The sequence below is a fragment of the Caulobacter sp. GW821-FHT11E11 genome, assembly GCF_058808315.1.
In genome coordinates this window covers 302,799-325,318 of the sequence record NZ_JBXARO010000008.1, presented here as the reverse complement: position 1 = coordinate 325,318, position 22,520 = coordinate 302,799, and the positions used below count along the sequence as shown (strand labels likewise).

The following is a 22,520-nucleotide window of genomic DNA, read 5'->3' as shown; positions in this document are numbered from 1 at the left end:
GAGGGGAGGAAAACATGGATCGCTACACCCGTAATCGGGCGCGCCTGCTTGCCAGCGCCGCGCTGTTGTCCGGCTTGAGTCTGGCGTCCGTCGCCCAGGCCCAAGCTCAGAGCGCCGCGCCCGCTGTCTCCGACGGCTCGCTGCTCGAGGAAATCACCGTCACCGCGCGCAAGCGCTCGGAGAACCTGCAAGACACGCCAGTGGCGATCACCGCCGTCAGCGCCGCGGCGATCGAGCGCAAGGGCATGACGCAGATCACCGACATCGCCGCCAGCACACCGAGCCTCACGCTGCAGGGCTCAGCGCCGCTGTCGGGCAACTCCTCGGCCGCCATCGTCTTCATGCGCGGCATCGGCCAGATCGACTTTACGATCAACACAGAGCCGGGTGTGGGCGTCTATGTCGACGGCGTCTATGTCGCCCGCAGCGCCGGGGCGGTGCTGGATCTGGTCGACATCGAGCGCATTGAAATATTGCGCGGCCCGCAAGGCACGCTCTTTGGCCGCAACACCATCGGCGGCGCCGTCAATGTGGTCTCCCAGACCCCGGCGGCCGAGTTCGGCGGCTTCTTGACCGCCACCATCGGCTCCAGCGACCGCCGCCAGCTGCAAGGTTCGATCGACCTGCCAGTCAGCGACACCTTTCGCACCAAGTTTTCAGGCTTCGCCCACAAGCGCGACGGCTACGTCAAACGTCTCCTGACCGGCGAGAAGCTGGGCGACGATGACGCGCTGGCCGGCCGCGCGCAGTTTGAGTGGAAGCCCAACGACACCTTCAGCGCGCTGCTCTCGCTCGATGCGACCAAGAAACGCGAGGCGCAGGCCGGCGTGGTGGGGCTTAACATCGACGGCACGGCCTTCCCGCTGGCCTTCCTGATGAACGCCCGGGTGATCGGCGGGTCCTGCGCGGCCGCACCCAACACCAGCCGCAACTGCCTGGGCGCGGCCTGGCTAACCCACGATCCCTACACCACCAACGCCACCCATCCGACCAGCTCCGACGCCGACACCTCCGGCGCCAGCCTGATCCTCAACTGGGACACCGACCCGGTGGCGATCAAGTCGATCACCGCCGTGCGCCGGCTGGACGCGGCCTTCTCGCGCGACACCGACAACACCCCGCTGGAGTTCCTCTATTCGGATATCTCCCAGTCCCAGCACCAGTTCAGCCAGGAGCTGCAGTTCACGGGCCGCGCCTTCGAGGACCGTCTGAAGTGGCTCGGCGGCGCCTACTACTTCCGCGAAAAGGCCTTCGAGAACTATGTCAGCGCCGGCCTGGTCAATGGCGCTCAAGGCCTCAACCACACCCTCAACGACAACTGGGCGCTGTTTGGCGAAGCCACCTTCGACATTACCCCCAAGCTCCACCTGACCGGGGGCCTGCGCTACACCGACGAAACCAAGAAGTTCCGCACCGACGCCAAGATCATCTCGGGCATCCGTTCGCCGATCGGCACCCAGATCGTCACCGACACCAGCTGGCAGACCCGTCACTTCAAGGAAACCTCGCCGCGGGTCACCCTGGCCTATGACGTCAACGACGATCTGATGACCTATGTGACCTATTCGAAGGGCTTTAAGAGCGGCGGCTTCAACGCTCGTTATTCCTCGCCGGTGCCGGCCCTGATCTCGTTCGATCCCGAGTTCGCCACCCTCTATGAGGCGGGCGTGAAGTATCAGGCGCCGGCGCGCAATCTGCGCCTGAACCTGGCGGCCTTCCGCACCGACTATACCGACGTGCAGGTCGAGTTCAGCGTCCCGGGCGTTCTGGGCACCATCACTGGCAACGCCGCGGCCGCCAAGATCGACGGCTTCGAGGCCGAGGCCACCTGGATCCCGGTCGCCAAGTTCGAGATCGACGCCACCTTGAGCTATCTCGACGCGCGCTACACAGAGACCACCGGCACGACCGCCGGGGTGACGGCCGGTAAGAAGCTGCCCCTGACGCCCAAATGGTCGGGCAGCGTCTCGGCCTCCTATCCCTTCGACCTGGGAGCAGGCGGGACCCTGACCCCGCGCTTCGACTACGCCTATCGCGGGGCCGTCTTCAACACCGCCGACAATGCCCCGATCGTGCGTCAGAAGGGTTATGGCGTGCTCAACGGCGCCATCGCCTGGGAGCCGACGGCCGGGGACGTCACCGTCACCCTGGGCGGTCGCAACCTGACCGACAAGCGCTACCTCCTGACCGCGACCTACAGCGACGCGGCGGGCCTGGCCGAAGGCACCTATGCGCGGCCGCGCGAGTGGTACCTCAGCGTCAAGAAACGGTTCTAGGCCGCCTGGCGCCGGGCCGCTCCCTGGCCCGGCGTCCCTTTCTTTGGAAAGGCGTCTCTTGCAGGCGCAGGAGGTCCGTTAGGCGCATTAGATGTAATCTTGCATCTAATGCGCCTTTCGCCATAATTGAGCCTGTTATTCCAGTCGGGGTGTCAAAGCGTGGTTTCCGATCTATCGCCGTCGGCGGACGCCGCCGAGCCCTTGCGCGCCCAGGCCTCATCGGGGTCGCCGACGAAGACTAGGGATAGGCTGATCCACGTCCTGATCCTGGGCCTGCTCTGCGCTCTGCCGCCGCTCTCGATCGATATGGCGCTGCCGGCCATGGACGGCATCGCCGCTGAATTCGATGGCGCGGCGACCAAGACCGGCCTGACCTTGAGCCTCTTCATGCTGGGCTTTGGGATCGCGCCTATGATCTACGGCTTCGCCTCCGATCGCATTGGGCGCAAGACGCCGCTGCTGGTGGGGCTGGCGCTCTTCACCTTGGGCGGGATCTTCTGCACCCTGGCGCCGGGCATCGACGGTCTTCTGGCCGCCAGGGTTCTGCAGGGCGTAGGCGCAGCCGCCGGCCCGACCTTGGCCTACGCCTTGAGCCGCGATCGCCTTCAAGGACCGACCCTGCATCGGCGTCTGGCGCTTTTGACCATGATCCTGGGCGTCGCGCCAGTGATTGCGCCTAGTCTTGGCGCCCTTGTCCTGGAGCGCTTCGACTGGCGCGGCGTCTATGCGGTTCTGGGCGGCTCGGGCCTCCTGCTTTGCTTGCTAGTGATGCTTTGCCTGCACGAGCATCCCCGCACCAAACCCAGCCAAGGCGATGGCCCTGAAGACGCCCGCCGCCCCGACGGCCAAACGGTAGGCTATGCCGCCGTCCGGGGCTTAAGCGCCGGCTCGATGTTCGCTTATGTCGCCGGGTCGCCCTTCTTGCTGATCCAGACCTTTGATCTCAGCTACAGGGTATTTGGCGGGCTATTTGCCTTGACCGCCGCAGGCATCGTTGTCGGGTCAGCCGCCTCCGCGCGCCTGGCCAAGAACGGACGCGGGCGCGCCGTCGTGCGGCTGGGCGCCGGCCTGGCCCTGATCGGACCGATCATCGCAGGGCTGGGCCTGTGGGCTCATCTGGGCGGCCTGATCGTACCGATGACGGGCTTTGTCGTAGCGACCTTCGGCTATGGCCTGATCATGCCGACGGCCTCGCACGCGGCGCTTGACCGTGCCCCGAGGGCGGCCGGAATGGTGTCAGCGGCGATGAACAGTTTCCAGATGGGCTGCATGGCCGGAGCCAGCGCGCTGGTCGCGGTCGCCCTGGCGCCGTTCGGGGCCGCGGCCCTGGTCGGGGTGATGGGGCTCTTCGCCCTGGCCTCGCTCCTGGTCACCGCGTTCCTAGCCAAGGTCGGCTGAGGTGGGGTGGCGCGGGGGCGACCGTCAAGATTTTGGATTTGGCTGCGCCCTTGCACCTATCGCCGACGCGCCCTTAAAAACCGATCATGGATCAGCTCCGCTACGACCCGAAGCTTCAGGCCGCCCAGGCCCTGGAAGGGCTCTATGGCCGCATCGCGCCTCACGTCTTTGGCCATGCGGCAGGCATGCTGGACGGGGAGGTGACCTTCAGCCGGGTCATCGCGCTCTTCCGCCTCTATCGCCATGGGCCGCAGACGGTGGCGACGTTGGCCCAGGCGGCCCGGCTGAGCGCGACGGCCGGCAGTCGCATGGTCGATGGTCTGGTTTTGCTGGGCGTGGTCTCGCGCCAGGAATCGGCGGTCGATCGGCGGCGCAAGGATGTGGCGCTGACCGACCAGGGTCAGGCGCTGGTGGCGCGCCTGCGTCAGGAGACCGCTGTGGCTTTCGGGGCGGTGCTATCTTCGGCCCCGGACGATCTGGTCGCCAACCTGGCCTCAGCGCTGGCGGCGCTGTCGCCCTGGCTGCCGGCTGGTCCGGGCGCCGCGCCCCGAGAGGCCTAGAGCTAGCGGCCCTAGCCCTGCGACCAGATGATGGCGTCGCGCAGGGGTTTGGGCGGCGGAGCGGGCAGGGGGGCGTAGGCGATCTTGCGCGCCCGATCTTCGGCCACGCCAAAGGCCCGTAGCAACATCAGGCCGCAGGCGGCGACGTCTTCAGTGGCCAGGCCCTCGGTCATCGCCCTGCGAAGCGCCATCACCACCAGACCAAGGCCCAGGTCCATGGCCGGGCCGGCGGCGGGGACGGCGACGGCGCCGCGGGCGATGGCGCCGGCCAAAGCGGCCTCGGCATGGGCGCGCATGTGCGGCGTCAGGGCGCCGACCAAGGGCGTGACCCGCACCACCACCCCGCTGCAAGAGCGGTCGGGAGCTAGGCGCGCGATGCTGTACTGGATGTTGCGACAGATGCGTTCGGCAGGATCTTCGATGGTGTCGAAGAGGGCCGACTGTTCGCGGTTGAGCTCATCGGCGATGGCCGAGGCCATGGCCGCCAGCATGTCCTCGAAGGTCGAGAAGTAGTTGTAGAACGACCCCCGGGCCAAGCCAGCCGCATCCCGAACGTCGTCGACGGTGACCTTGTCCACGCCCTGTGCGTCGAAAAGCCCGAAGGCGGCCGTCAGGATCGAGGCGCGCGTGCGCGCCCGCTTTTCCCGGCCTGCCCGCGTGCGATGCGACTCGATCTGTGCGTCCAACTCGGCGCTCCGTCCCTCCGCACATCTCGTTCCAACGTACGGTTCCGTCAATCATGAAGATTATTGACGCATCGTCATTATGACGATACGTCATTCAAATAACAAGCACTGGGCGGGGCTCCGCACCGGCGCGACAAGGGAGGAAGCCGATGAACGGAAAGTTTTTGGGCGTGAGCCTGCTGGCGCTGAGCATCGCGCCGATGAGCGCGCTGGCGCAGACGGGCGCTGCCGATGACGCCCAGCGGATCGAAGAGATCGTGGTCACCGCCCAGCGCCGTAGCGAGAACCTGCAGTCGGTGCCGATCGCCGTCAGCGCCGTGACCGCCGCGACCCTCGAAGCCGTCGCCGCCCGCGACGTCACGGACCTCAACCGCCTGACTCCTGGCCTGCACATCCAGGCCGCCACCGGCTTCATCGCCCCGCGCATCCGCGGCATCGGCACCACGGCCCTGGGCGCGGGTCTGGAAAACTCCGTGGCCACCTATGTCGATGGCGTCTATTTCGCCTCGGGACCAGGCTCGCTGCTGTCGCTCAACAACATCGCCCAGGTCGATGTCCTTAAAGGCCCGCAAGGCACGCTCTTTGGTCGCAACGCCACCGGCGGCCTGATCCAGATCACCACCCGCCAGCCCGAGCACACCTTCGGCGGCAAGGCCGCCATCAGCTACGGCAACTACCAGACCGCGCGCGGCGACCTCTATCTGACCGGCGGCCTCACCGATGACTTGGCCGCCGACATCTCGGTCGCGCTGACCGCCCAGGGCAAGGGTTACGGGACGAACCTGGCCACCGGCAACGACGTCTATCGCAACGACTACGACCTGGCCGCGCGCTCCAAGTGGGTCTGGTCGCCCAGCGACGCCACCAAGGTCGAGGCGATCGTCGACTACATGCGCCGCACCGGCAACGCCACGGCCGGCGGCACCGAGGTTCCGGGCCGTAAGCCTTTGTTCGGCGCGCCCTATACGGGCTCGCCCTGGGATCAGAACAGCAATGTCGATCCCAAGCAGGACCTGACCGGCGGCGGCGTCAGCCTGCGCCTTGACCAGGATGTCGGCGCTCTGCGCTTCACCTCGATCACCGCCTGGCGCGAGTCGTCCTATTTCGTGCGCTTCGACACCGACACCACGCCGACCCCGGCCATGTCGCTGGAGAACTCGACCCTGAAGGACCACCAGGTCAGCCAGGAGTTCCAGCTGCAGTCAGGGGAGGGCGCGCCCTTCACCTGGGTCGGCGGCCTCTATCTCTTCGACGCCAAGGGTTCGTTCGATCCCAACATGCTGCTGTTGGGCGGGCCGTTGGTCGGACCGACCTCGCCGATCTCTCAGATCTCGACCTATGGCAGCCAGAAGACCCAGTCGGCGGCCGTCTACGGCCAGGCGACCTTCAAGCTTGGCGAGGCCACCAACCTGACCGCGGGTCTGCGCTACACGACCGAAAAGCGCCAGCTGGACTCGATCACCTACGGGGTGCTGTTCAACGGCGTGCCGCTGGGCGCCCTGGGTCCGCCGATTGCGGCCAAGCGCAGCTTCTCCAAGCCGACCTGGCGCCTGGCGATCGACCACAAGCTGGCCGCCGGCCCGATGATCTATCTGTCCTACAACCGCGGCTTCAAGAGCGGCGGCTTCAACGCCGGCATCCCGACCGACCCGCCGTTCAATCCCGAAGTGCTGGACGCCTATGAGGCCGGCATGAAATCGGAGCTGTTCGACCGGCGCGTGCGCCTGAACCTGGCGGCCTTCTACTACGACTACAGCAACATCCAGGTTGGCCGGTATCAGAACGGCCAGATTGGCTACTACAACGGCGCCTCGGCCAGAATCTACGGCCTGGACGCCGACTTCGAGGCCCACCTGGCGCGCGGCCTGACGCTGATGGGCGGGGTGAGCCTGGTTCACGACCGCTTCACCGGCTTCCCCAATGCGCTCTTCTACTATCCAATCCCGGTCGTGGGCGGGAACCGGGCGGTGATCGCCTCGGCCAAGGGCAATCGCCTGCCGTTGACTCCGGACGCCACCTTCAACCTCAACCTCCACTACGAGAAGCCGATCGCCTCGGGGACCTTCGGTCTGGACGCCGGCTACTATTACAACGCCGGCTTCTACGGCCAGTCGGACAACCTGCTGAAGCAGAAGTCCTACGGCACGGTGGACGGCTCGCTCAGCTGGCGCGCGCCCAACGACCGCGTGACCGTCCGGGTGTGGGGCAAGAACCTCTCCAACGAGGTCGTGTTCACCGCGCTGGGCGCCTCCGACATCTCCGATCTCGTCCAATACGCCGCGCCGCGCACCTACGGCGTGGCGCTCAGCACCTCGTTCTAGGCCTGAAGGCAGTACAGACCATGGCGTCCGATCCGATCTACGATCCCCTGCGTCGCTTTCCGGCCATGGACCTGAAGGGCCTGAAAATGGCCCGCATGATCATGAAGGCCGCCCAAGGCGCCAGGTCCAAAAAGACCTCGTCCAAGGTCGAGATCGATGATCGGATCGTCGAGCGGGCCGGGCGCAAGATCCCGGTCCGGATCTATCGGCCCAAGACCATCGAGCGCCCCGGCGTGCTCGTCTTCTTCCATGGCGGCGGCTTCGTCGTCGGCGATCTCGACACCGAGCACGAGCGCGGCGTCGACTATGCGGCCTTCGGCGAATGCGTGGTGGTCTCGGTCGACTATCGCCTCGCGCCGGAGAACCCGTTTCCGGCCGCCCATGAAGATGGCTGGGAAATCCTCTCCTGGATCCGTGAAGGCGGGCTCGGCGAAGGGGTGGATACCCGGCGCCTTGGCGTGGGCGGCGGCAGCGCCGGTGCGTGCCTGGCCGCGGGCCTGGCCCTGCGGGATCGGGATGAGGGCGGAAGTGTCATCGGCTTTTCGCTGCTGATGCAGCCGGTCGTCGACCACCTCTCGACCCAACCGTCCGCCAAGACCTTCACCGACACCCCGTTCTTGCGGGCCGGCGATCTGCCCCAGGCCTGGGGGGCCTATCTCGGCAAGTCGCCCCCCGATGACCGTCGGCTCAGCTACGCCGCGCCGTTCCACGCCAAGTCCTATCGCGGCCTTGGGCCGACCCTGGTGGTGATCGGCGAGGATGACCCCTCGCGTGACGAGGCTCTGGACATGGGGCTGCGCATGGTCGCCGACGGGGTCGAGGTCGAACTGCACTACTTCCCCGGCGCGCCCCACGGCTTCGAAATGGTCGAGACCGCCCCCGCCACCAAGACCTCGATGGCCCTGCGCGCGGCCGCGCTTCGGCGGGTCCTGGGTCGTCCCGCGCCGCGTCCGACGGCCGAGCGCTGAGCCTTTCTGGAGCAAGCCATGCGCGTGCACGATGATTTTGCGCCCCTGAGCGCCTTTCCGTCCCATGACCCGTCCGACCTGGCCGCCCTGGCCAGGACGCGCAGCGCCCTGACGGCTGCCGCAGCTCAGCGGCCCAAGCGTGTCTCCGACTGGGTCAGCGTCGAGGATCGCACGATCGAGGGGCCAGGCGGCCTCTTGGGCGTCCGGCTTTACCGTCCCACCGGCGGCCTGGGCGCCGTGCCGGCCATGCTCTATCTGCACGGCGGCGGCTTTGTGCTGGGCGACCTCGACACCGAGCATGACCGCTGCGTCGACTACGCCGAGCAGGTCGGCTGCCTGGTCGTGTCGGTCGACTATCGCCTGGCTCCAGAGCAGCCGTTTCCGGCCGCCTCCGACGACGCCCTGGCGGCTCTGACCTGGCTGGCGACGCACGCGGCTGAGCTGGGCGTCGATCCCGCGCGTCTGGCGGTCGGCGGCGGCAGCGCCGGCGCCGCCCTTGCCGCGGGTCTTGCCCTTCGCGTGCGTGACAAGGGCGGCCCGAAGATCGCCTATGTGTTGCTGACCCAGCCTGGCCTGGATCACACCCAAAGCCAGGTCTCGGCGCAGACCTTCCGCGACACGCCCTTCCTCAAGGCCGCCGACCTGGCCCCGACCTGGCGAGCCTATCTGGGCGCTAGTCCTCCGTCAGACGAACGTCTGTCCTGGGCGGCGCCGTTCGCGGCCAGGAGCCTCGAGGGCTTTCCGCCCGTCTGTCTGATCGTCGGCGCGGCAGACCCTGTGCGCGACGAAGGCTTGGCCTTCGCCCGCCGTCTGATCGCCGCCGGCGTCGAGGTGGAGCTGCATCTGCTGGCGCAGACCCCGCACGGATTTGATCTCGTCGAGGGCGCGGAGATCACTCGCAACGCCCTGGCCATCCGCGTGGCGGCCCTCACCCGCGCCTTCGATCGACAGGTCGCCGCGCCGGCGCCGTCGGCGGGGCGTGGAGTACTGGTCGCGGCCTGCATCGGCATGGCCCTAAGCATCCTGCCGATCTTCGCGGGCACCTTCCCGGTGTTCCTCGGGGCCCTGAGCGCCGAGCAATCCTCGCTCGCTGCGATCTTTCCGAGCCTCTTGCTGATCGCGGCGGTCGCTGGCTCCCTGGCCAATCTCGCCGCCGGCTGGGCGATCGATCGGATTGGACCGCGCCGCGTGGCCTTGCCGGGCGTGGTGTTGTTTGGCGCGGCGCTGGCCAGTCTATCTCTGGCCGACACGGTGGGGGCAGGGGTCTTCGGGCTGGCTGTCGCTGTCGGGGTGGCCTCGGCGCTTTGCGGACCGGTGGCCTACGCCAAGGCCGTGTCGGGATGGTTCACCGCCAAGCGCGGCGCGGCCCTCAGCCTGGCCGTCACCGCTGCGCCCCTGCTGTCGATGGCGCTCACCGCGCCGCTGGCCGCGGCCCTCGTCGAACGCTTCGGCTGGCGCGGCGCCTATGTGGTGCTGGGCGCCGGCGTGGCGCTGACGGGCCTGGTCGTCCTTGCCCCCTGGTTTCGTGATCCGCCCAAGCCAGCCGATGGCGAGGGCGCGCCCGATATCGGCGTTGATTTTGGCAAAGCGCTGTCTGGCTTGCCTTTCTGGCTGACCACCCTGGCCGTGGCCTTGGGCGGGGTGGTGGCTACGGCCGCGTCAGGCCAGATGCTGGTTGTCGCCGAGGCCTTGGGCCTGTCGCGCACCGTGGCGGTGGCGGGGCTTTCGGCCATGGCCGGGGCCGGCCTCCTGGGCGCCTTGGCGTTCGGTGCGGTCATCGACCGTCTACCCGCCCCACGCCTAGTCGCCATCAACTTTGTCCCCGCGTTCCTGGGCGTGGCGCTGATGCGGTACGGCCATGGGCCGACCGCCTTCGTCGCCGGCTGCGCGCTGCTCGGTGTGGGCAACTTCGCGGTCGGCTCGGCCTTGCCCTATCTGATGGCGCGGTTCTTCGGCCTGCGGCGGATGGGCGAAATCTTCGGAGCCTGCGCGGCGGTGGTTGCCATCGTCTCGGCGACCGGGCCGATGTGGTTTGGCTTGGCTCAGGCCAGTGGTCTTGGGGTAGCCCCGGTGCTGGAGGCGGGCTTGGTGGGTCTGGTGGCTGCGGGTCTGTTGCTGCTGCCGCTGAAACGCTACCCCGAGAGCTTCTAGCAGAGATAGGCGCTCTCCGCAGGCTAGCATTGGACGACGTTGACCATGGCGTGCGACCGGTCATGGCATAGGAATGGGTGAAGCTCAGGCATCAGAGGCGCGGGCGAAGGCCGCGATCAGGAAGGCGATCGACGGGGCCCTCGTCCTGGACGAGCGGCCTGCGGTGGCCCAGGCCGGTGCCAACGATCGGCTGATCGTGGTCGGTCATATTTGCCTCTAGAGCATCAGCCCTCTGGCTTTACGTAGTCCGAAGGCACGACGCGCCTCCACTAAACGTCGCGTTCTCGTAGGCGCACCAACGGCGGCTTCTGGCGCAATGCGGCTTAGGCGGGCAGTTGGCCGCCATAGGCCGCGCGAGGGCGGAACAGGGCGTGGTCCTGGTATTGCTCCAGGGCGTGGGCGATCCAGCCGACCATCCGGCCAACGGTCGAGACCGCCAGCTCCTCGCCCTTGAGGCCCAGCACCTTGCCCAGGAAGATCGTCGGCACGATGAAGTCGGGTCCAGCCCCCGTCAGGTCGTCGATCGTCTCGATCACCAGGCGCAGCGGTGCGAACAGGGACACGGGAATCCGGCGTTCCAGCGCGGCGAGCAGCGCCTGGGCGCGGGGGTCCTTGTCGGCATAGAGGTGGCCGCCGAAGCCGGGCAGCGCCTCGCCGACCCGAAAACGCGAGAGCACCGCTTCTTTCGGGTCGCCGGTCATGACCTCGTCCAGGAAGCGCGACACCGTCTCCGCGCGACCCAGGTGCAGGCGGCGGCCACGCCCAGCGACGAGGCCCGCCATTGCCGCCCCATAGGGCGTGACCCCAGTATTGGCGGCGGCCCGCACGGCGTAGGTCGTCGGATCCAGCTCGTGGTCGGCGGCCAGGACGATGCAGCGCCGGATCAGATCCTCATAGCCAGCCGGCGCGTTCAGCGAGCGGGCCAGGACCTCGTGAAGCAGACCCGGTTCCAGCGGGTCGCCGTCGCAGGCGATCGCCGCGAAGCAGCGGATCACCCCGGCCCCGGCGCGGGCGTAGCCGGCCGGCGTCAGGTCGTGGGCGCGGGGGTTGGCATGCTCGATCAGGCCCAGGAGGCCGATGGCGCGCGGAATGCGGGGAAGGGCGGCGAACGCCCGTCGCGCGGCCTCGTAGTCGTCGGGCAGTATCAGCGAGATCTCGGCGAAGGCGTCGGGCGCGTTCCACAGGCGGCACGCCACCTCTTCGAGGGTCGCGGTCTCGGCTAGGTCGATCGCCGAGACGCCGCGATAGAACGGCCCCTTGGCGGTCATCAGGGTGACGGAGGTCGACTTGATCAGACCGGCGGACGGATCGGCCGGACGGCTGCGACCGCGCGCCTGGTCGATGTCGGCGCGCCAGTAGCGGCGACTCCTGGAGCCGGGCTGCTTTTCCGAGCGAATGCCCTTGCGGCTGACATAGGCGTACAGGGTCTGCAGGCCGACCCCGAGGGCGTCGGCGGCTTCGTCCGCAGACATGAACAGGTCGTCGCTCTTCATATTGACGAAATCCGTACAGATTGACGCAGCCAATTACAGATGGCTCGTATCACCTCAAGCGCGTCAAGAAAATACACATTGACAGAAACCGTCAATGTGAAAGCGCAACGGAGGGAATGACCATGAGTGCTCGCTTTGGCTTGCTGGGATCGGCCTGCGTCCTGGCGCTATCCGCCGCGTCGACGGCGCTGGCCCAGACCGCCCCGACCCCCGAACCTTTCGCCCTGGACGAGGTCGTGGTCACCGCCCAGAAACGCTCCGAGAACCTGCAGGACGTGCCGCTGACCCTGTCGGTGTTTGGCGCCAAGCAGATCGAGGCCGCCCGCATCGTCCAGGTGCAGGACGTGGCCAACCGTACGCCGGGTCTGGCCTTCGACAACTTCCCGTCCAGCCAGCCGCGTCCGGTCCTGCGCGGCATCGGCTCGTCCGATCGCGGCGCGGCCGGCGACCCGTCGGTCTCGGTCTTTGTCGACGAGGTCTATTACGGCCGGCCTTCGGCGGCGGCCTTCGACGCCTTTGACGTCGATCGGATCGAGGTCCTGAAAGGCCCGCAGGGCACGCTGCTGGGCAAGAACGTGGTCGGGGGCGCGGTCAGCGTCTTCAGCAAACGCCCTGTGCTTGACGCCTTCGACGCCGGCGCGGCCGTGACGGTCGGCAACTACTCGCGGCTTGAAGGGGCGGGTTTCGTCAACGCGCCGGTCGGCGACAAGGCCGCCGTGCGCCTCAGCCTGAGCAAGCGGACCCACGACGGCTACACCAAGAACGCCTTCGCCGGCGGCGCGGCCGAGGACCAGGACACCACCAGCGGCCGCGCGCAGCTGCTGTTAAAGCCGACGGATACGTTCACGGCCTTGTTGGCCATCGACGGCACGCGCGATCGCGGCGCCGGCGACGCCCGCCACAGCTACGAGCTGGACCCGACCGCGCCGGCCAGCGCCCTATGGCGCGTCAACCGCAAGCGCGACCAGTTCTACGCCGAGACCAACGGCCGCAACGACCGCGACACCTGGGGCGCGCGCGCCAACCTGACCTGGGACCTGCCGGTGGCGACGCTGACCTATATCGGCTCGTACCGCCACCTTGCCTATCACTACGCCGAGGACTTCGACGGCGGCAATCCGACGATCTACGCCCTGAATTTCCGCGGCGGCCAGGACGAGAAGAGCCACTTCCAGAGCCAAGAACTGCGGCTGTCGGCCCTGCCCAGCTCGAAGCTGTGCTGGGTGGTCGGCGGCTACTACTACAGCGGCGACACCGACCGGATCGACACGCTGTGGGGCGACATCAAGTCCCGCCCCACCCCGCCGGCGACCTATGCCGCCCGCGACCGCTTCATCCAGGCCGCGACGACCAAGAGCTATGCGGTGTTCGGCGACGCCACCTGGCCGCTGACCGACCAGATCAACGTCTTCGGCGGCCTGCGCTACTCCAAGGACGACAAGGACTATGCGCTCAACAACCAGGACTCCACGGCCCTGCTGCGCGCCTCGGCCCGCTACGCCATCACCGCCAGCCACGACTGGGACAAACTGACCTGGCGGCTGGGCGGCGACTATTCGCCAAGCGACAATGTCATGCTGTACGGCGTGATCTCGACCGGCTTCAAGAGTGGCGGCTTCCAAGACACGCCTTCGACGGCGAGTTCGGCCGCGACGCCGTTCAATCCAGAGACCGCCAAGCTCTACGAACTCGGAGCCAAGACCACGCTGCTGGATCGCCGCCTGACCTGGAACACCGCGATCTACCAGACCGACTACCAGGACCTACAGGTGCGCAGCACGCGGGGCTTCGACACCATCACCACCAACGCCGGCAAGGCGCGGATCCGGGGTGTCGAGACCTCGATCGACGCGCGGGTGGACGAGCACATGCGTCTGTCGGCGACCTATGCCTATACCGACGGCAAGTTCCTCAGCCTGTTCGATCGCGGGGCCGACCGGTCCGGCAACCGCATGACCCGCAGCCCGCGCCACAAGCTGACCCTGTCGCCAAGCTTCACCCAGGCGCTGGGGTCCGGCGCGCGGCTTGAAGCGGCTGTGGACGCGACGATCGAGAGCAAGGTTTATGACGACCTCGACAACAACCAGATCATCACGCGCAAGCCTCGCACCCTGGTCGACGGACGCCTGGTCTACGACAGCGCTGATGGTCACTGGAGCCTGTCGGTCTGGGGCAAGAACCTGACCAACGACATCTCCAAAACCCATCAGGTCGTCTTCCAAGGCACGAACCTGGCGATCTACGCCCCGCCCCGCACCGCCGGCGCGACGCTGCGCTGGAAGTACTGAAATGATGGCGATCTGTGGGACCCGATGGAGGCAACCATGACGCTGGCGGTGCTGGGCTTCCTGATGGTGATCAGCTTCATGACGCTGATCATGACCAATCGCCTGTCGGCGATCACGGCGCTAATCGTCGTGCCGATCGCCTTCGGCCTCCTGGCCGGAGCCGAACCGCAACTGGGCGTGATGATGGTCAAGGGCGTCACCCAGCTGGCGCCGACGGCGCTGATGCTGGCCTTTGCGGTCCTCTATTTCGGGATCATGATCGATGCGGGCCTGTTCGACCCGCTGGTCCGCTGGGTGCTATCGATGGTCGGCGACGATCCGGCGCGCGTGACCTTGGGCACGGCGCTTCTGGCCATGGTCGTTTCGCTGGACGGCGACGGGGCGACCACAGCCTTGGTGACGATCTCGGCCCTGCTGCCAGTCTATCGGCGGCTGCGCCTCAATCCGCTGATCCTGGCCCTGCTGCTGGGGCTCAGTAACACCATCGTCAACCTCGTGCCCTGGGGCGGGCCGACTGCGCGGGCGGCCAGCGCCCTACACCTGGAGCCGAGCGCTGTCTTCCTGCCGATGATCCCGGCCATGGTCGCGGGCCTGGCCGGAGTCCTCGCGCTGGCATGGTGGCTGGGCCTGGGCGAGCGCCGCCGCCTCGGGCGTTTGTCCCTGGAACCGCTCGACCCCGTGTCCGCCGACGCGCCGCTGGTCGAGACCGGGGAAGCCGAGGCCAAGCGGCCGAGGCTGATCTGGTTCAACCTCGCCCTGACCCTGGCCCTGGTCGGCGGCCTCGTCACTGGCGCCGCGCCACTGCCGGCCCTGATGATGGGCGCCTTCGCGATCGCCGTGATCGTCAACTATCCCGACATCGCCACCCAGCGCACGCGAGTGGCCGCTCACGCCAAGAATGTGCTGGGCGTGGTGCTGCTGGTCTTCGCGGCCGGCGCCTTCACCGGCATCCTGTCGGGAACGGGCATGGTCAAGGCGATGGCCGACGCCACGCTCATGGCCATTCCGCCCCAGATGGGGCCGTACCTGGCGCCGATCACCGCCCTGATCAGCATGCCCATGACCTTCTTCATGTCCAACGACGCCTTCTATTTCGGCGTCCTGCCGGTGATTGCCGAGACCGCCGGCAAGTTCGGCGTGCCGGCCGAGGCCATCGCCCGCGCCTCGATCGTCGGCCAGCCGGTCCACGGCCTCAGCCCCCTGATCGCGGCCATCTATCTCGTCACCGGCCTACTGAAGGTCGAGGTCGGCGCCGCCCAGCGGTTCTCGCTGAAATGGGCCATCGCCGCGTCCCTGTTGCTGCTGGCCGCCGCCCTGGCGACCGGCGCCTTCCCCTTGCGCGCGGCCTGATGACCGCTCCCGTTCCGAAAGAGTCTTCGATGCACGACGGCAAGCTCCCCGACGGCGGGGTCAAGATCCTGGTGCCCTGTGGGGCGCTGGGGGGCGGGGTGCGCCCCGACGAGGTCGAGGCGGGTCTCGCCGCCGGAGCCCACGCCATCGCCCTCGACGCCGGCTCGACCGACAGCGGCCCGGCCTATCTGGGGACGGGCAAGTCCAAGTACAGCCGGGCGGCGGTCAAGCGCGACCTGTCGATCCTGATGGACGCCCGCGATCGCGCGGGGATCCCGCTGCTGATCGGCTCCTGCGGCACCTCCGGCTGCGACGAGGCCGTCGACTGGACCCTGGAGATCGTCCAGGAAGTCGCCGAGGAGCTGGGCCTGCGCCCCCGGATCGCCGTGCTCTACTCCGAACAGGACAAGGCGGCGCTGAAGGCCAAGAACGCCGGCGGCCAGGTCCGGCCGCTGCCGCCGCTGGGGCCGTTGGACGACGCGACGGTCGACGCCTGCGCCCACATCGTCGCCTTGCTGGGTCCCGAGCCCTACATCTCGGCCCTGCGGGGCGGGGCCGAGATCGTGCTGGGCGGGCGCACCACCGACACCGCCGTCCTGGCGGCCGTGCCGCTGATGCTGGGCGCGGCCGCCGGACCCGCCTGGCACGGGGCCAAGGTCGCCGAGTGCGGCGGCCAGTGCACGGTCAATCCGATGAACCCTGGCATCCTGTTCTCGGTCGACGCCGAGGGCTTCGAGGTCGCGCCGCTGTCGCCCGACAATCGTTGCGAGCCGCACACCGTGGCCGCCCACATGCTCTACGAGAACAGCGACCCGTTCCGCCTGATCGAGCCGGGCGGCGTGCTGGACGTGACCGCTTCGCAATACCAAGCCTTGGACGCACGGATCGTGCGCGTCACCGGCTCGCGCTGGGAGCCGGGCCCCTACACGATGAAGCTGGAAGGCTCTGGCGGCGGTCCGTTTCAGACCATGATGATGGTCGGCATCGAGGACCGGGCGGTGCTGGCCGATCTCGACGGCTTCATGGCCCGGATGGACGAGGTCCTGCGCGATCGCGTGCGTCGCTCCATCGGCGAAGCGGCCGGCGACTTCGACATTTCGCTACGCGCCTATGGCTGGAACGCCGTCTCCGGGATCACCCGGCCGCCGGGAACGCCGCCGCCCCTGGAGGTGGGCTTGCTGTTTGTCGCCACGGCGCAAAACCAAGCCCTGGCCACCCAGATCGCCAAGGCCTGCAATCCGTACTTCTTCCACTTCCCGGTGCGCAGGGACATCGAGCTGCCCAGCTACGCCTTCCCGTTCTCGCCGGCCGAGGTCGAGCGCGGCCAGGTCTTCGAGTTCAAGCTCAATCACGTCGTCGAGACGGCCGATCCGTTCGAGCTGGTCCGCATCCGCTGGGTCGACGCCGGCGTCCAGGACAAGGAGGTCCGCGATGGTCAAGCTGCATGAGGTCTGCCACCAGATCCGCTCCAAGAACGCGGGGCCGTTCTGGGTGACCATCGACCTCTTCTTCGACGGCCTGGAGAACTATGGGCGGTACAAGGATGCGCCGGCCCTGTCCGCCGCGGCGGTGGCCAAGACCTTCGACGTCGACCCTGCCCAAGTGAAGCGATTCGCCGTCGACGCCCTGAGCGTCGTGAAGCTCTCCTATCCCCGCAAGACTCCTCAAGGCGGGGTCGTTGAGCGCGACATGCACAGCGGTCAGCAATATATCCGCCTGATAGACACAGTCGTTGATTGAGCGGGCTCTGGGTCTGGCGCGTTGTCGACGCGGATCGCAGGGAGCCGTCCTGCCAAGCCAACAGCTCGGGCAGGACGGCGAGCCACATTGTCAAAGCCTATATCCCGAAGGCGGCCTTCAGCTTTCCGCCCGCATAGGCCTCGGCGTCCTTGGCGTCGGCCACGACGGAACCCATGCCGAAGAACTCGTGGGTGACCCCTAGATATTCCTTCAGGTCGGTCTGGACGCCGGCGGCCTTGAGCTTGTCGGCCAGGTTCGCGCCGTCGTCGCGCAGCGGGTCGATCTCGGCCAGGATGATCGTGGTCGGCGGCAGGCCGTCGAGCTTGGCGGCCACGAGGTTCAGGCGCGGGTCGGTCGCCTGGGTCGGGTTGGCCAGGGTGTTGGTGAAGAACCAAGCCAGCATCGGCGTGTTCAGCGGCTTGGCGGTCGCCTTGGCGACCTTGGAGCCGGTGGCCATGTTGCTGTCGGCGACCGGATAGACGGCGATCACGGCCTTGGGCGCCTGCAGCTTCTGGTCGCGGGCGGCGATGGCGACGTTCACGGCCATGTTGCCGCCGGCGCTCTCGCCGGCCACCGCGATGCGGGTCGGGTCGCCGCCGAGCGTCTTGGCGTTGGCCAGCAGCCACTTGTAGGCGGCGATGGCGTCGTCATGCGCGGCCGGGAACTTGGCTTCCGGTGCGTGGCGGTACTCGATCGAGACGACGATCGCGCCGCTTTCCTTGGCCAGGGCGCGGGCCCCGCCGTCATAGGTGTCGAGGTTGGCGATCACCCAGCCGCCGCCGTGGATGTAGAGCACGACCGGCGTATTGGCCCCGGCGCCGGCGGGTGTGTAGACGCGGGCCTTCTGCGCGCCGGTCGCGGCCGCGTAGGTGATGTCCTTGGTGGTCACCGTGGCGTCGGGCGCCAAGCCCTTCTCGGTCATGATCGCCTTCACCGCATCGGCGGGCGAGGGTTGAGCGCGGGCTTCGGTCGGCGACAGGGTCTCGATCGGCTTGCCGCCCAGCGAGGCCAACCGGTCCAGCACGGCCTGCATGTCGGCGTCGGGCTTGCCGTCCTGCGTGGTCTGGCTAGCCGCGGCCGGCGTGTCGCCTGTGGTCTTGGCGTCCTCGTGCTTTGGCGAGCAGGCGGTCGCCACGAGGGCGAGGGCGGAAACCGCGCCCATCAGGGCGATCATCTTGCGTTGGGTCATGAACCTCATTCCTGCTTTGCGAGGTCTGACAACGGAGGCTTGTGACGGAGGTTCCGAAAGGCGTCTGTCGCAAAGCGGCGTCGTCGTTTCTATGAGACAGGCAGGATCGGCGCCGACCCATGAGACAAATTCCTGGTCGTGCTCAGGCGCCGGCGAGAGCCATCGGCATCGCGGGCTTTCGCTTTCGAACGGCCGGCGGAACAGCGTGGAGAAGGACTGGAATGGACAGGGGGGGCGGCGGCCCAGTTCCTGCGTAAGGCGCGAGAGGACGGCTGCCGCCTGTTCGGGGTCACCGTTTCGGCGGACGACAACGCCGCCCGCGCCAACACCGCCCTGTGGCGGTGGGGCGCGGTGTGCTGCGCAGCTAGCCCGAGGTCAGGTCAGGCGATACCGGCGCCGCCGGTGACGCCATAGACCTCGCCCGTGATGAAGCTGGCTTCCTGAGAGGCCAGCAACACATAGACCGGGGCGATCTCCACGGGCTGGCCGGGGCGACCAAACTGCGAGTGTTCGCCGAAGTGCTGAACCTTCTCCTGGGTCTGCCCGCCGCTCGGTTGCAGCACCGTCCAGAAGGGTCCCGGCGCCACGGCGTTGGCGCGCACGCCGACCTTGATCAGCTGCTTGGCCAGGGCTTTGGTGAACGCCACGATCCCCGCCTTGGTGGTGGCGTAGTCGAGCAGGTTCTCGGACGGCTCGTAGGCCTGGACCGATGCGGTGTTGATCACGGCAGCGCCGGGACGAAGGTGGGGTTTGGCCGCCTGGGTGATCCAGAACATTGCGTAGAGATTGGTTTTCAAGGTCTGGTCAAACTGCTCGCTGTCGATCGCGCCGATATCTGGCCGGCTGACCTGCTTGCCGGCGTTGTTGACCAGGATGTCGAGGCCGCCCAAGCCCTCGACCGCCTTGGCGACGAGGTCGCGGCAGAAGGCTTCATCCTTGATGTCGCCTGGCAAGGCGACCGCCTTGCGGCCCGCCGCCTCGATCAGGGCGATGACCTCGCGCGCGTCGCTTTCCTCGCTCGGCAAGTAACCGATCGCGACATCCGCCCCCTCACGGGCGAAGGCGATCGCGGCGGCCCGGCCGATGCCGGAATCGGCGCCGGTGATCAGCGCTTTGCGGTTCTGGAGTTTTCCCGAGCCTCTGTAGCTCTCTTCGCCGTGGTCGGGCCTGGGATGCATCTTGGCGGCCAAGCCCGGCGCGGGCTGGGGCTGCGCCGGGAACGGCGGCTTGGGGTATTGCTCGCGTGGGTCCTGCATGCGCAGCCGGTCGTCCTGGCTCATCCGATATCTCCATGGCGTGGGGTCAGAGACCAACGGTGGGGAAAGGACGGCGTTCCGGCTTGGGGCAAGGTGCAGGGATCGGGCATTGGCCGGCTTGTTGTGCGCGTGCTGTCGGTCTCAGCCGGCGGGGACGCTGATACGCCGACGAAGCTCGGGGAACAGCGCTCCGTGCGGCGAGTTGAGCCAGGACGCCTTTGCCGGAGCCCTTCATGACCTTGTCGCCTCACGACCCTCTTGGCCTGCAGCCCGACGGCGACCGCCATGCGGGGTCCGCCCAACCGGCCGAGCTGCGCAGCTTCGCCGCTGGGACGCCGCTGCCGTTCGACGCGACGGATGAGCACCCGGAGAAGGACGAGGCGGAAACCACGGCGGGGTTGATCGAGACGCTGCGCAAGATCGCCGAGACGACCTATGCCGACGGCGATCGAGCGCTGCGCGGCGTCCATGCCAAGAGCCATGGCGTCGTTGGCGGGCGGTTGGAGATATCTGCGCTGCCGCCGGCCCTGGCCCAGGGCCTGTTCGCGCAGCCCGGCAGTTACCAGACGGTCATGCGGCTGTCGACCGCGCCGGGAGACATCCTCGATGACAACATCTCGACGCCGCGCGGCCTGGCCTTGAAGGTCTTCGGCGTTCAGGGGCCGCGCCTTTCCGGTTCGCAAGACGCCGCGACCCAGGATTTTGTGCTCGTCAATGGCAAGGCGTTCCTGTCGCCCAGCGCCAAACATTTCCTGGCCAATCTGAAGCTGCTGGCGGCCACCACCGACAAGGTCAAGGGCCTGAAGAAGGTGCTGTCGGCCGCGCTGCAAGGCGTTGAGAGCCTGGTCGAGAAGGCGGGCGGCGAAAGCGCGGCGATCAAGGGTCTGGGCGGGCATCCCAAGACTCATCCGCTGGGCGAGAGCTACTTCAGCGCCGCGCCGATCCGCTTTGGCGACTTTGTCGGCAAGATCGGCCTGCGCCCGGTTTCGCCTGCCTTGACCGCCCTGACCGATGCGCTCGTCGATCTCGACGACAAGCCCGATGGCCTGCGCGCGGCCGTCCGGGATTACTTCCGTACTCAAGGCGGGGAATGGGAACTGTGCGTTCAGCTGCGCACCGACGCCAAGACCATGCCGATCGAGAACTCGCACGAGGCTTGGCCCGAGGACGAAAGCGCATATGTCGCGATCGCCCGCCTGATCGTCGACGCCCAGGACGCGTGGGATCCGGAAGTCACGCCGCGGCAGGACGAAGCCCTAGCCTTCAGTCCATGGCACGGCCTGGCCGCCCACCAGCCGCTGGGCTCGATCATGCGCGTGCGAAAGGCTGTCTACGAAGCCTCGCAAGCCTTCCGCCTGTCGCGGAATGGTTGCCCGATGCACCAGCCGGTCAGCGTCAACGGCGTCGGTCGCTAGACGACGATCCGGACCGGGACGGTCTTGGCGGCCGGCGTCAAACTGTCCTTGGCGTAGTGGCCGACGCGGCTCTGGGGGTGCGCCATGCCGAGAAACGCTTCTCCGGCGCCGTCTCGACCTTCGCTCGCAAGGCGCCCTATGCCTCAGGCGTGGTCATCGCGACGGTCGGTCTGATCATGGCCGTGACCGCTCTGCATACAATCTTGCGATAGGCTACTTGGCCGTCGCCTCGCCCTGTTCGCGAACCTGGCGTTCACCCTCTGCGGCAAGGTTGTCCCAGGGTTTCAGCCAGGTGAGTACGCGCGGACCTGTGCTCAGTCGGCGCTCGCACGAGTGGTCACCTTGAACGGCTCATCGCGACGGCGGCCCGCTTAATCCAGATCAACGTCGTGATCGCGCCAAAGCGAGGGCGGCGCGCCGTGGACACGTGCGAACGCCGCCGCGAACTTGCTGGGGTTAGCGTAGCCTACGGCCATGGCGGTGCTGGTCACCGATAGGCCGCAGCGCAGATGTTCCAGAGCGCGATCCATCCTACGCCGCGTGAGATAGGCAAACGGCGCCACGCCCGTCGCGGCCCGAAACGCGCGTGTAAAGGTCGACGGGTCCATCTCCACGACACGAGCCATCGCGCCGACGCTGATATCCAGCGCCAAGCGCTCGTCGATCAGCGCCAGCACGCGATCCAGCCGTCGCTTCGACAGCGCGGCTACGGTTCGACGCGGCGCGGGCGCAATAGCAGGGGCCTCGGCCAGCCGCTTGAGAACTAGGCTCAGGCCATGATCGAAGAAGGCGCTGGAGAGCCCATGCGCTTCTGCGTCGCGCCACATGGCGGTCATCACCGCCGTCAGCAGCGGATCGGCGTGCAGCCTCGAGGCAGCCCCCACCAGCGCGTCCGGCTCGACCGGCAGGGAGCCGCGCGCCCTTAGCGCCTCCAGATCGACCGCGACGCCCAACATGCGGGTGCTGGGCCAGAATCCGCTCGCCGCATCTTCGGGCAAGGCGATGCCGATGGTGCCGGGACGCAGCGATCCTTCCACCCGGGCGCGCTGACCGATCCGTCGCAACTGACCGGGTCGGCCCAGGCACATGTTGAGCATCAGATAGGGGTGGGGCTGGAACTCGCCCTGGAAGGCTTCGAAATCGGTGATGGCCAGCCTGACCGCACCGCCCGGCTCACTGCGGAGCAGGCTGGGGGTCGCGCCGACGTTGCGCATGCGTGAGCGGTAGGCCTCGACCTGCGGATCGGTAGGGGGAGGCATCGCACGCTCCGTTTCAGCCAAGAACGGGTCGCTCGCGCCAGGATTGGAGTGGCGGCCGAGGGACCGACGGCCTAGGACCGCCACTTGATATTCAATCGCAATAGCGACTCGCGGTCCAGGCGATCGATTGGGGGTAGTTTTGAAAAGTCGTCTTATGACCTGCGCTTGCG

The 22,520-nt window shown here is 67.7% G+C and carries 16 protein-coding genes and 1 pseudogene; 12 read left to right on the top strand and 5 right to left on the bottom strand.

What is annotated here, in order from left to right; all coding sequences use genetic code 11:
• The first annotated feature begins 14 nt into the window (after positions 1-14).
• The 3 genes from AC1RR5_RS21060 (at position 15) to AC1RR5_RS21050 (ending at position 4,234) form a co-directional block, all read left to right on the top strand.
• Positions 15-2,276, top strand: coding sequence for a TonB-dependent receptor (locus AC1RR5_RS21060; RefSeq protein WP_492924696.1), 2,262 nt, complete (start codon positions 15-17; stop codon positions 2,274-2,276).
• A gap of 159 nt (positions 2,277-2,435) precedes the next feature.
• Positions 2,436-3,674, top strand: coding sequence for a multidrug effflux MFS transporter (locus AC1RR5_RS21055; protein ID WP_492924694.1), 1,239 nt, complete (start codon positions 2,436-2,438; stop codon positions 3,672-3,674).
• An 86-nt stretch (positions 3,675-3,760) separates the two neighbouring features.
• Positions 3,761-4,234: a MarR family transcriptional regulator gene (locus AC1RR5_RS21050; protein WP_492924692.1), complete on the top strand. Its 474-nt coding sequence runs from the start codon at positions 3,761-3,763 to the stop codon at positions 4,232-4,234.
• A gap of 11 nt (positions 4,235-4,245) precedes the next feature.
• Here the strand turns inward: AC1RR5_RS21050 and AC1RR5_RS21045 are convergent, their stop codons facing one another.
• Complete coding sequence (locus AC1RR5_RS21045) at positions 4,246-4,920, bottom strand: TetR/AcrR family transcriptional regulator (RefSeq protein WP_492924690.1); 675 nt, start codon at positions 4,918-4,920, stop codon at positions 4,246-4,248.
• Positions 4,921-5,069: 149 nt separating this feature from the next.
• Between AC1RR5_RS21045 and AC1RR5_RS21040 the strand changes: the two are divergent.
• The 4 genes and pseudogenes from AC1RR5_RS21040 to AC1RR5_RS21025 form a co-directional block, all read left to right on the top strand.
• A pseudogene (locus AC1RR5_RS21040) lies at positions 5,070-5,513 on the top strand (TonB-dependent receptor plug domain-containing protein); the annotation flags it as partial.
• A 132-nt stretch (positions 5,514-5,645) separates the two neighbouring features.
• Complete coding sequence (locus AC1RR5_RS21035) at positions 5,646-7,241, top strand: TonB-dependent receptor (protein WP_492924777.1); 1,596 nt, start codon at positions 5,646-5,648, stop codon at positions 7,239-7,241.
• 20 nt (positions 7,242-7,261) lie between these two features.
• Positions 7,262-8,209, top strand: coding sequence for an alpha/beta hydrolase (locus AC1RR5_RS21030; protein WP_492924688.1), 948 nt, complete (start codon positions 7,262-7,264; stop codon positions 8,207-8,209).
• An 18-nt stretch (positions 8,210-8,227) separates the two neighbouring features.
• Positions 8,228-10,360, top strand: a complete 2,133-nt coding sequence (locus tag AC1RR5_RS21025) for an MFS transporter (protein WP_492924686.1) — start codon at positions 8,228-8,230, stop codon at positions 10,358-10,360.
• Positions 10,361-10,683: 323 nt separating this feature from the next.
• Here AC1RR5_RS21025 and AC1RR5_RS21020 read toward each other — a convergent pair whose 3' ends face one another.
• Positions 10,684-11,853, bottom strand: coding sequence for a citrate/2-methylcitrate synthase (locus tag AC1RR5_RS21020; protein ID WP_492924684.1), 1,170 nt, complete (start codon positions 11,851-11,853; stop codon positions 10,684-10,686).
• A 122-nt stretch (positions 11,854-11,975) separates the two neighbouring features.
• Between AC1RR5_RS21020 and AC1RR5_RS21015 the strand changes: the two genes are divergently transcribed.
• From AC1RR5_RS21015 to AC1RR5_RS21000, 4 genes are read left to right on the top strand one after another with little or no spacing between them, the layout of a single operon-like run.
• On the top strand, positions 11,976-14,141 hold the full coding sequence (locus AC1RR5_RS21015; RefSeq protein ID WP_492924682.1) for a TonB-dependent receptor: 2,166 nt from the start codon (positions 11,976-11,978) through the stop codon (positions 14,139-14,141).
• A 36-nt stretch (positions 14,142-14,177) separates the two neighbouring features.
• Positions 14,178-15,491, top strand: a complete 1,314-nt coding sequence (locus tag AC1RR5_RS21010; protein WP_492924680.1) for a CitMHS family transporter — start codon at positions 14,178-14,180, stop codon at positions 15,489-15,491.
• 29 nt (positions 15,492-15,520) lie between these two features.
• Positions 15,521-16,939 (top strand): acyclic terpene utilization AtuA family protein, encoded by a 1,419-nt coding sequence (locus AC1RR5_RS21005; RefSeq protein WP_492924678.1) that lies wholly within the window; start codon positions 15,521-15,523, stop codon positions 16,937-16,939.
• The gene (locus AC1RR5_RS21000) at positions 16,923-17,231 is read left to right on the top strand and encodes a DUF4387 family protein (RefSeq protein WP_492924676.1); all 309 of its coding nucleotides are present in this window, start codon (positions 16,923-16,925) and stop codon (positions 17,229-17,231) included. Before AC1RR5_RS21005 ends, AC1RR5_RS21000 begins: the two co-directional genes overlap by 17 nt.
• A 97-nt stretch (positions 17,232-17,328) precedes the next feature.
• Here AC1RR5_RS21000 and AC1RR5_RS20995 read toward each other — a convergent pair whose 3' ends face one another.
• Together AC1RR5_RS20995 and AC1RR5_RS20990 are read right to left on the bottom strand one after the other, a co-directional pair.
• Entirely contained in the window at positions 17,329-18,420 is a 1,092-nt protein-coding gene (locus tag AC1RR5_RS20995) for an alpha/beta hydrolase (protein ID WP_492924674.1), read from the bottom strand.
• 380 nt (positions 18,421-18,800) lie between these two features.
• Positions 18,801-19,700 carry an SDR family oxidoreductase gene (locus tag AC1RR5_RS20990; protein WP_492924672.1) on the bottom strand — a complete coding sequence of 300 codons (900 nt, stop codon included), beginning with the start codon at positions 19,698-19,700 and terminating at the stop codon, positions 18,801-18,803.
• Between the two features lie 209 nt (positions 19,701-19,909).
• Here AC1RR5_RS20990 and AC1RR5_RS20985 point away from each other — a divergent pair, with 209 nt between their 5' ends.
• Positions 19,910-21,091: a catalase family protein gene (locus AC1RR5_RS20985; RefSeq protein WP_492924670.1), complete on the top strand. Its 1,182-nt coding sequence runs from the start codon at positions 19,910-19,912 to the stop codon at positions 21,089-21,091.
• A gap of 371 nt (positions 21,092-21,462) precedes the next feature.
• Here the strand turns inward: AC1RR5_RS20985 and AC1RR5_RS20980 are convergent, their stop codons facing one another.
• Positions 21,463-22,350 (bottom strand): helix-turn-helix domain-containing protein, encoded by an 888-nt coding sequence (locus AC1RR5_RS20980; RefSeq protein WP_492924668.1) that lies wholly within the window; start codon positions 22,348-22,350, stop codon positions 21,463-21,465.
• Positions 22,351-22,520: the final 170 nt, after the last annotated feature.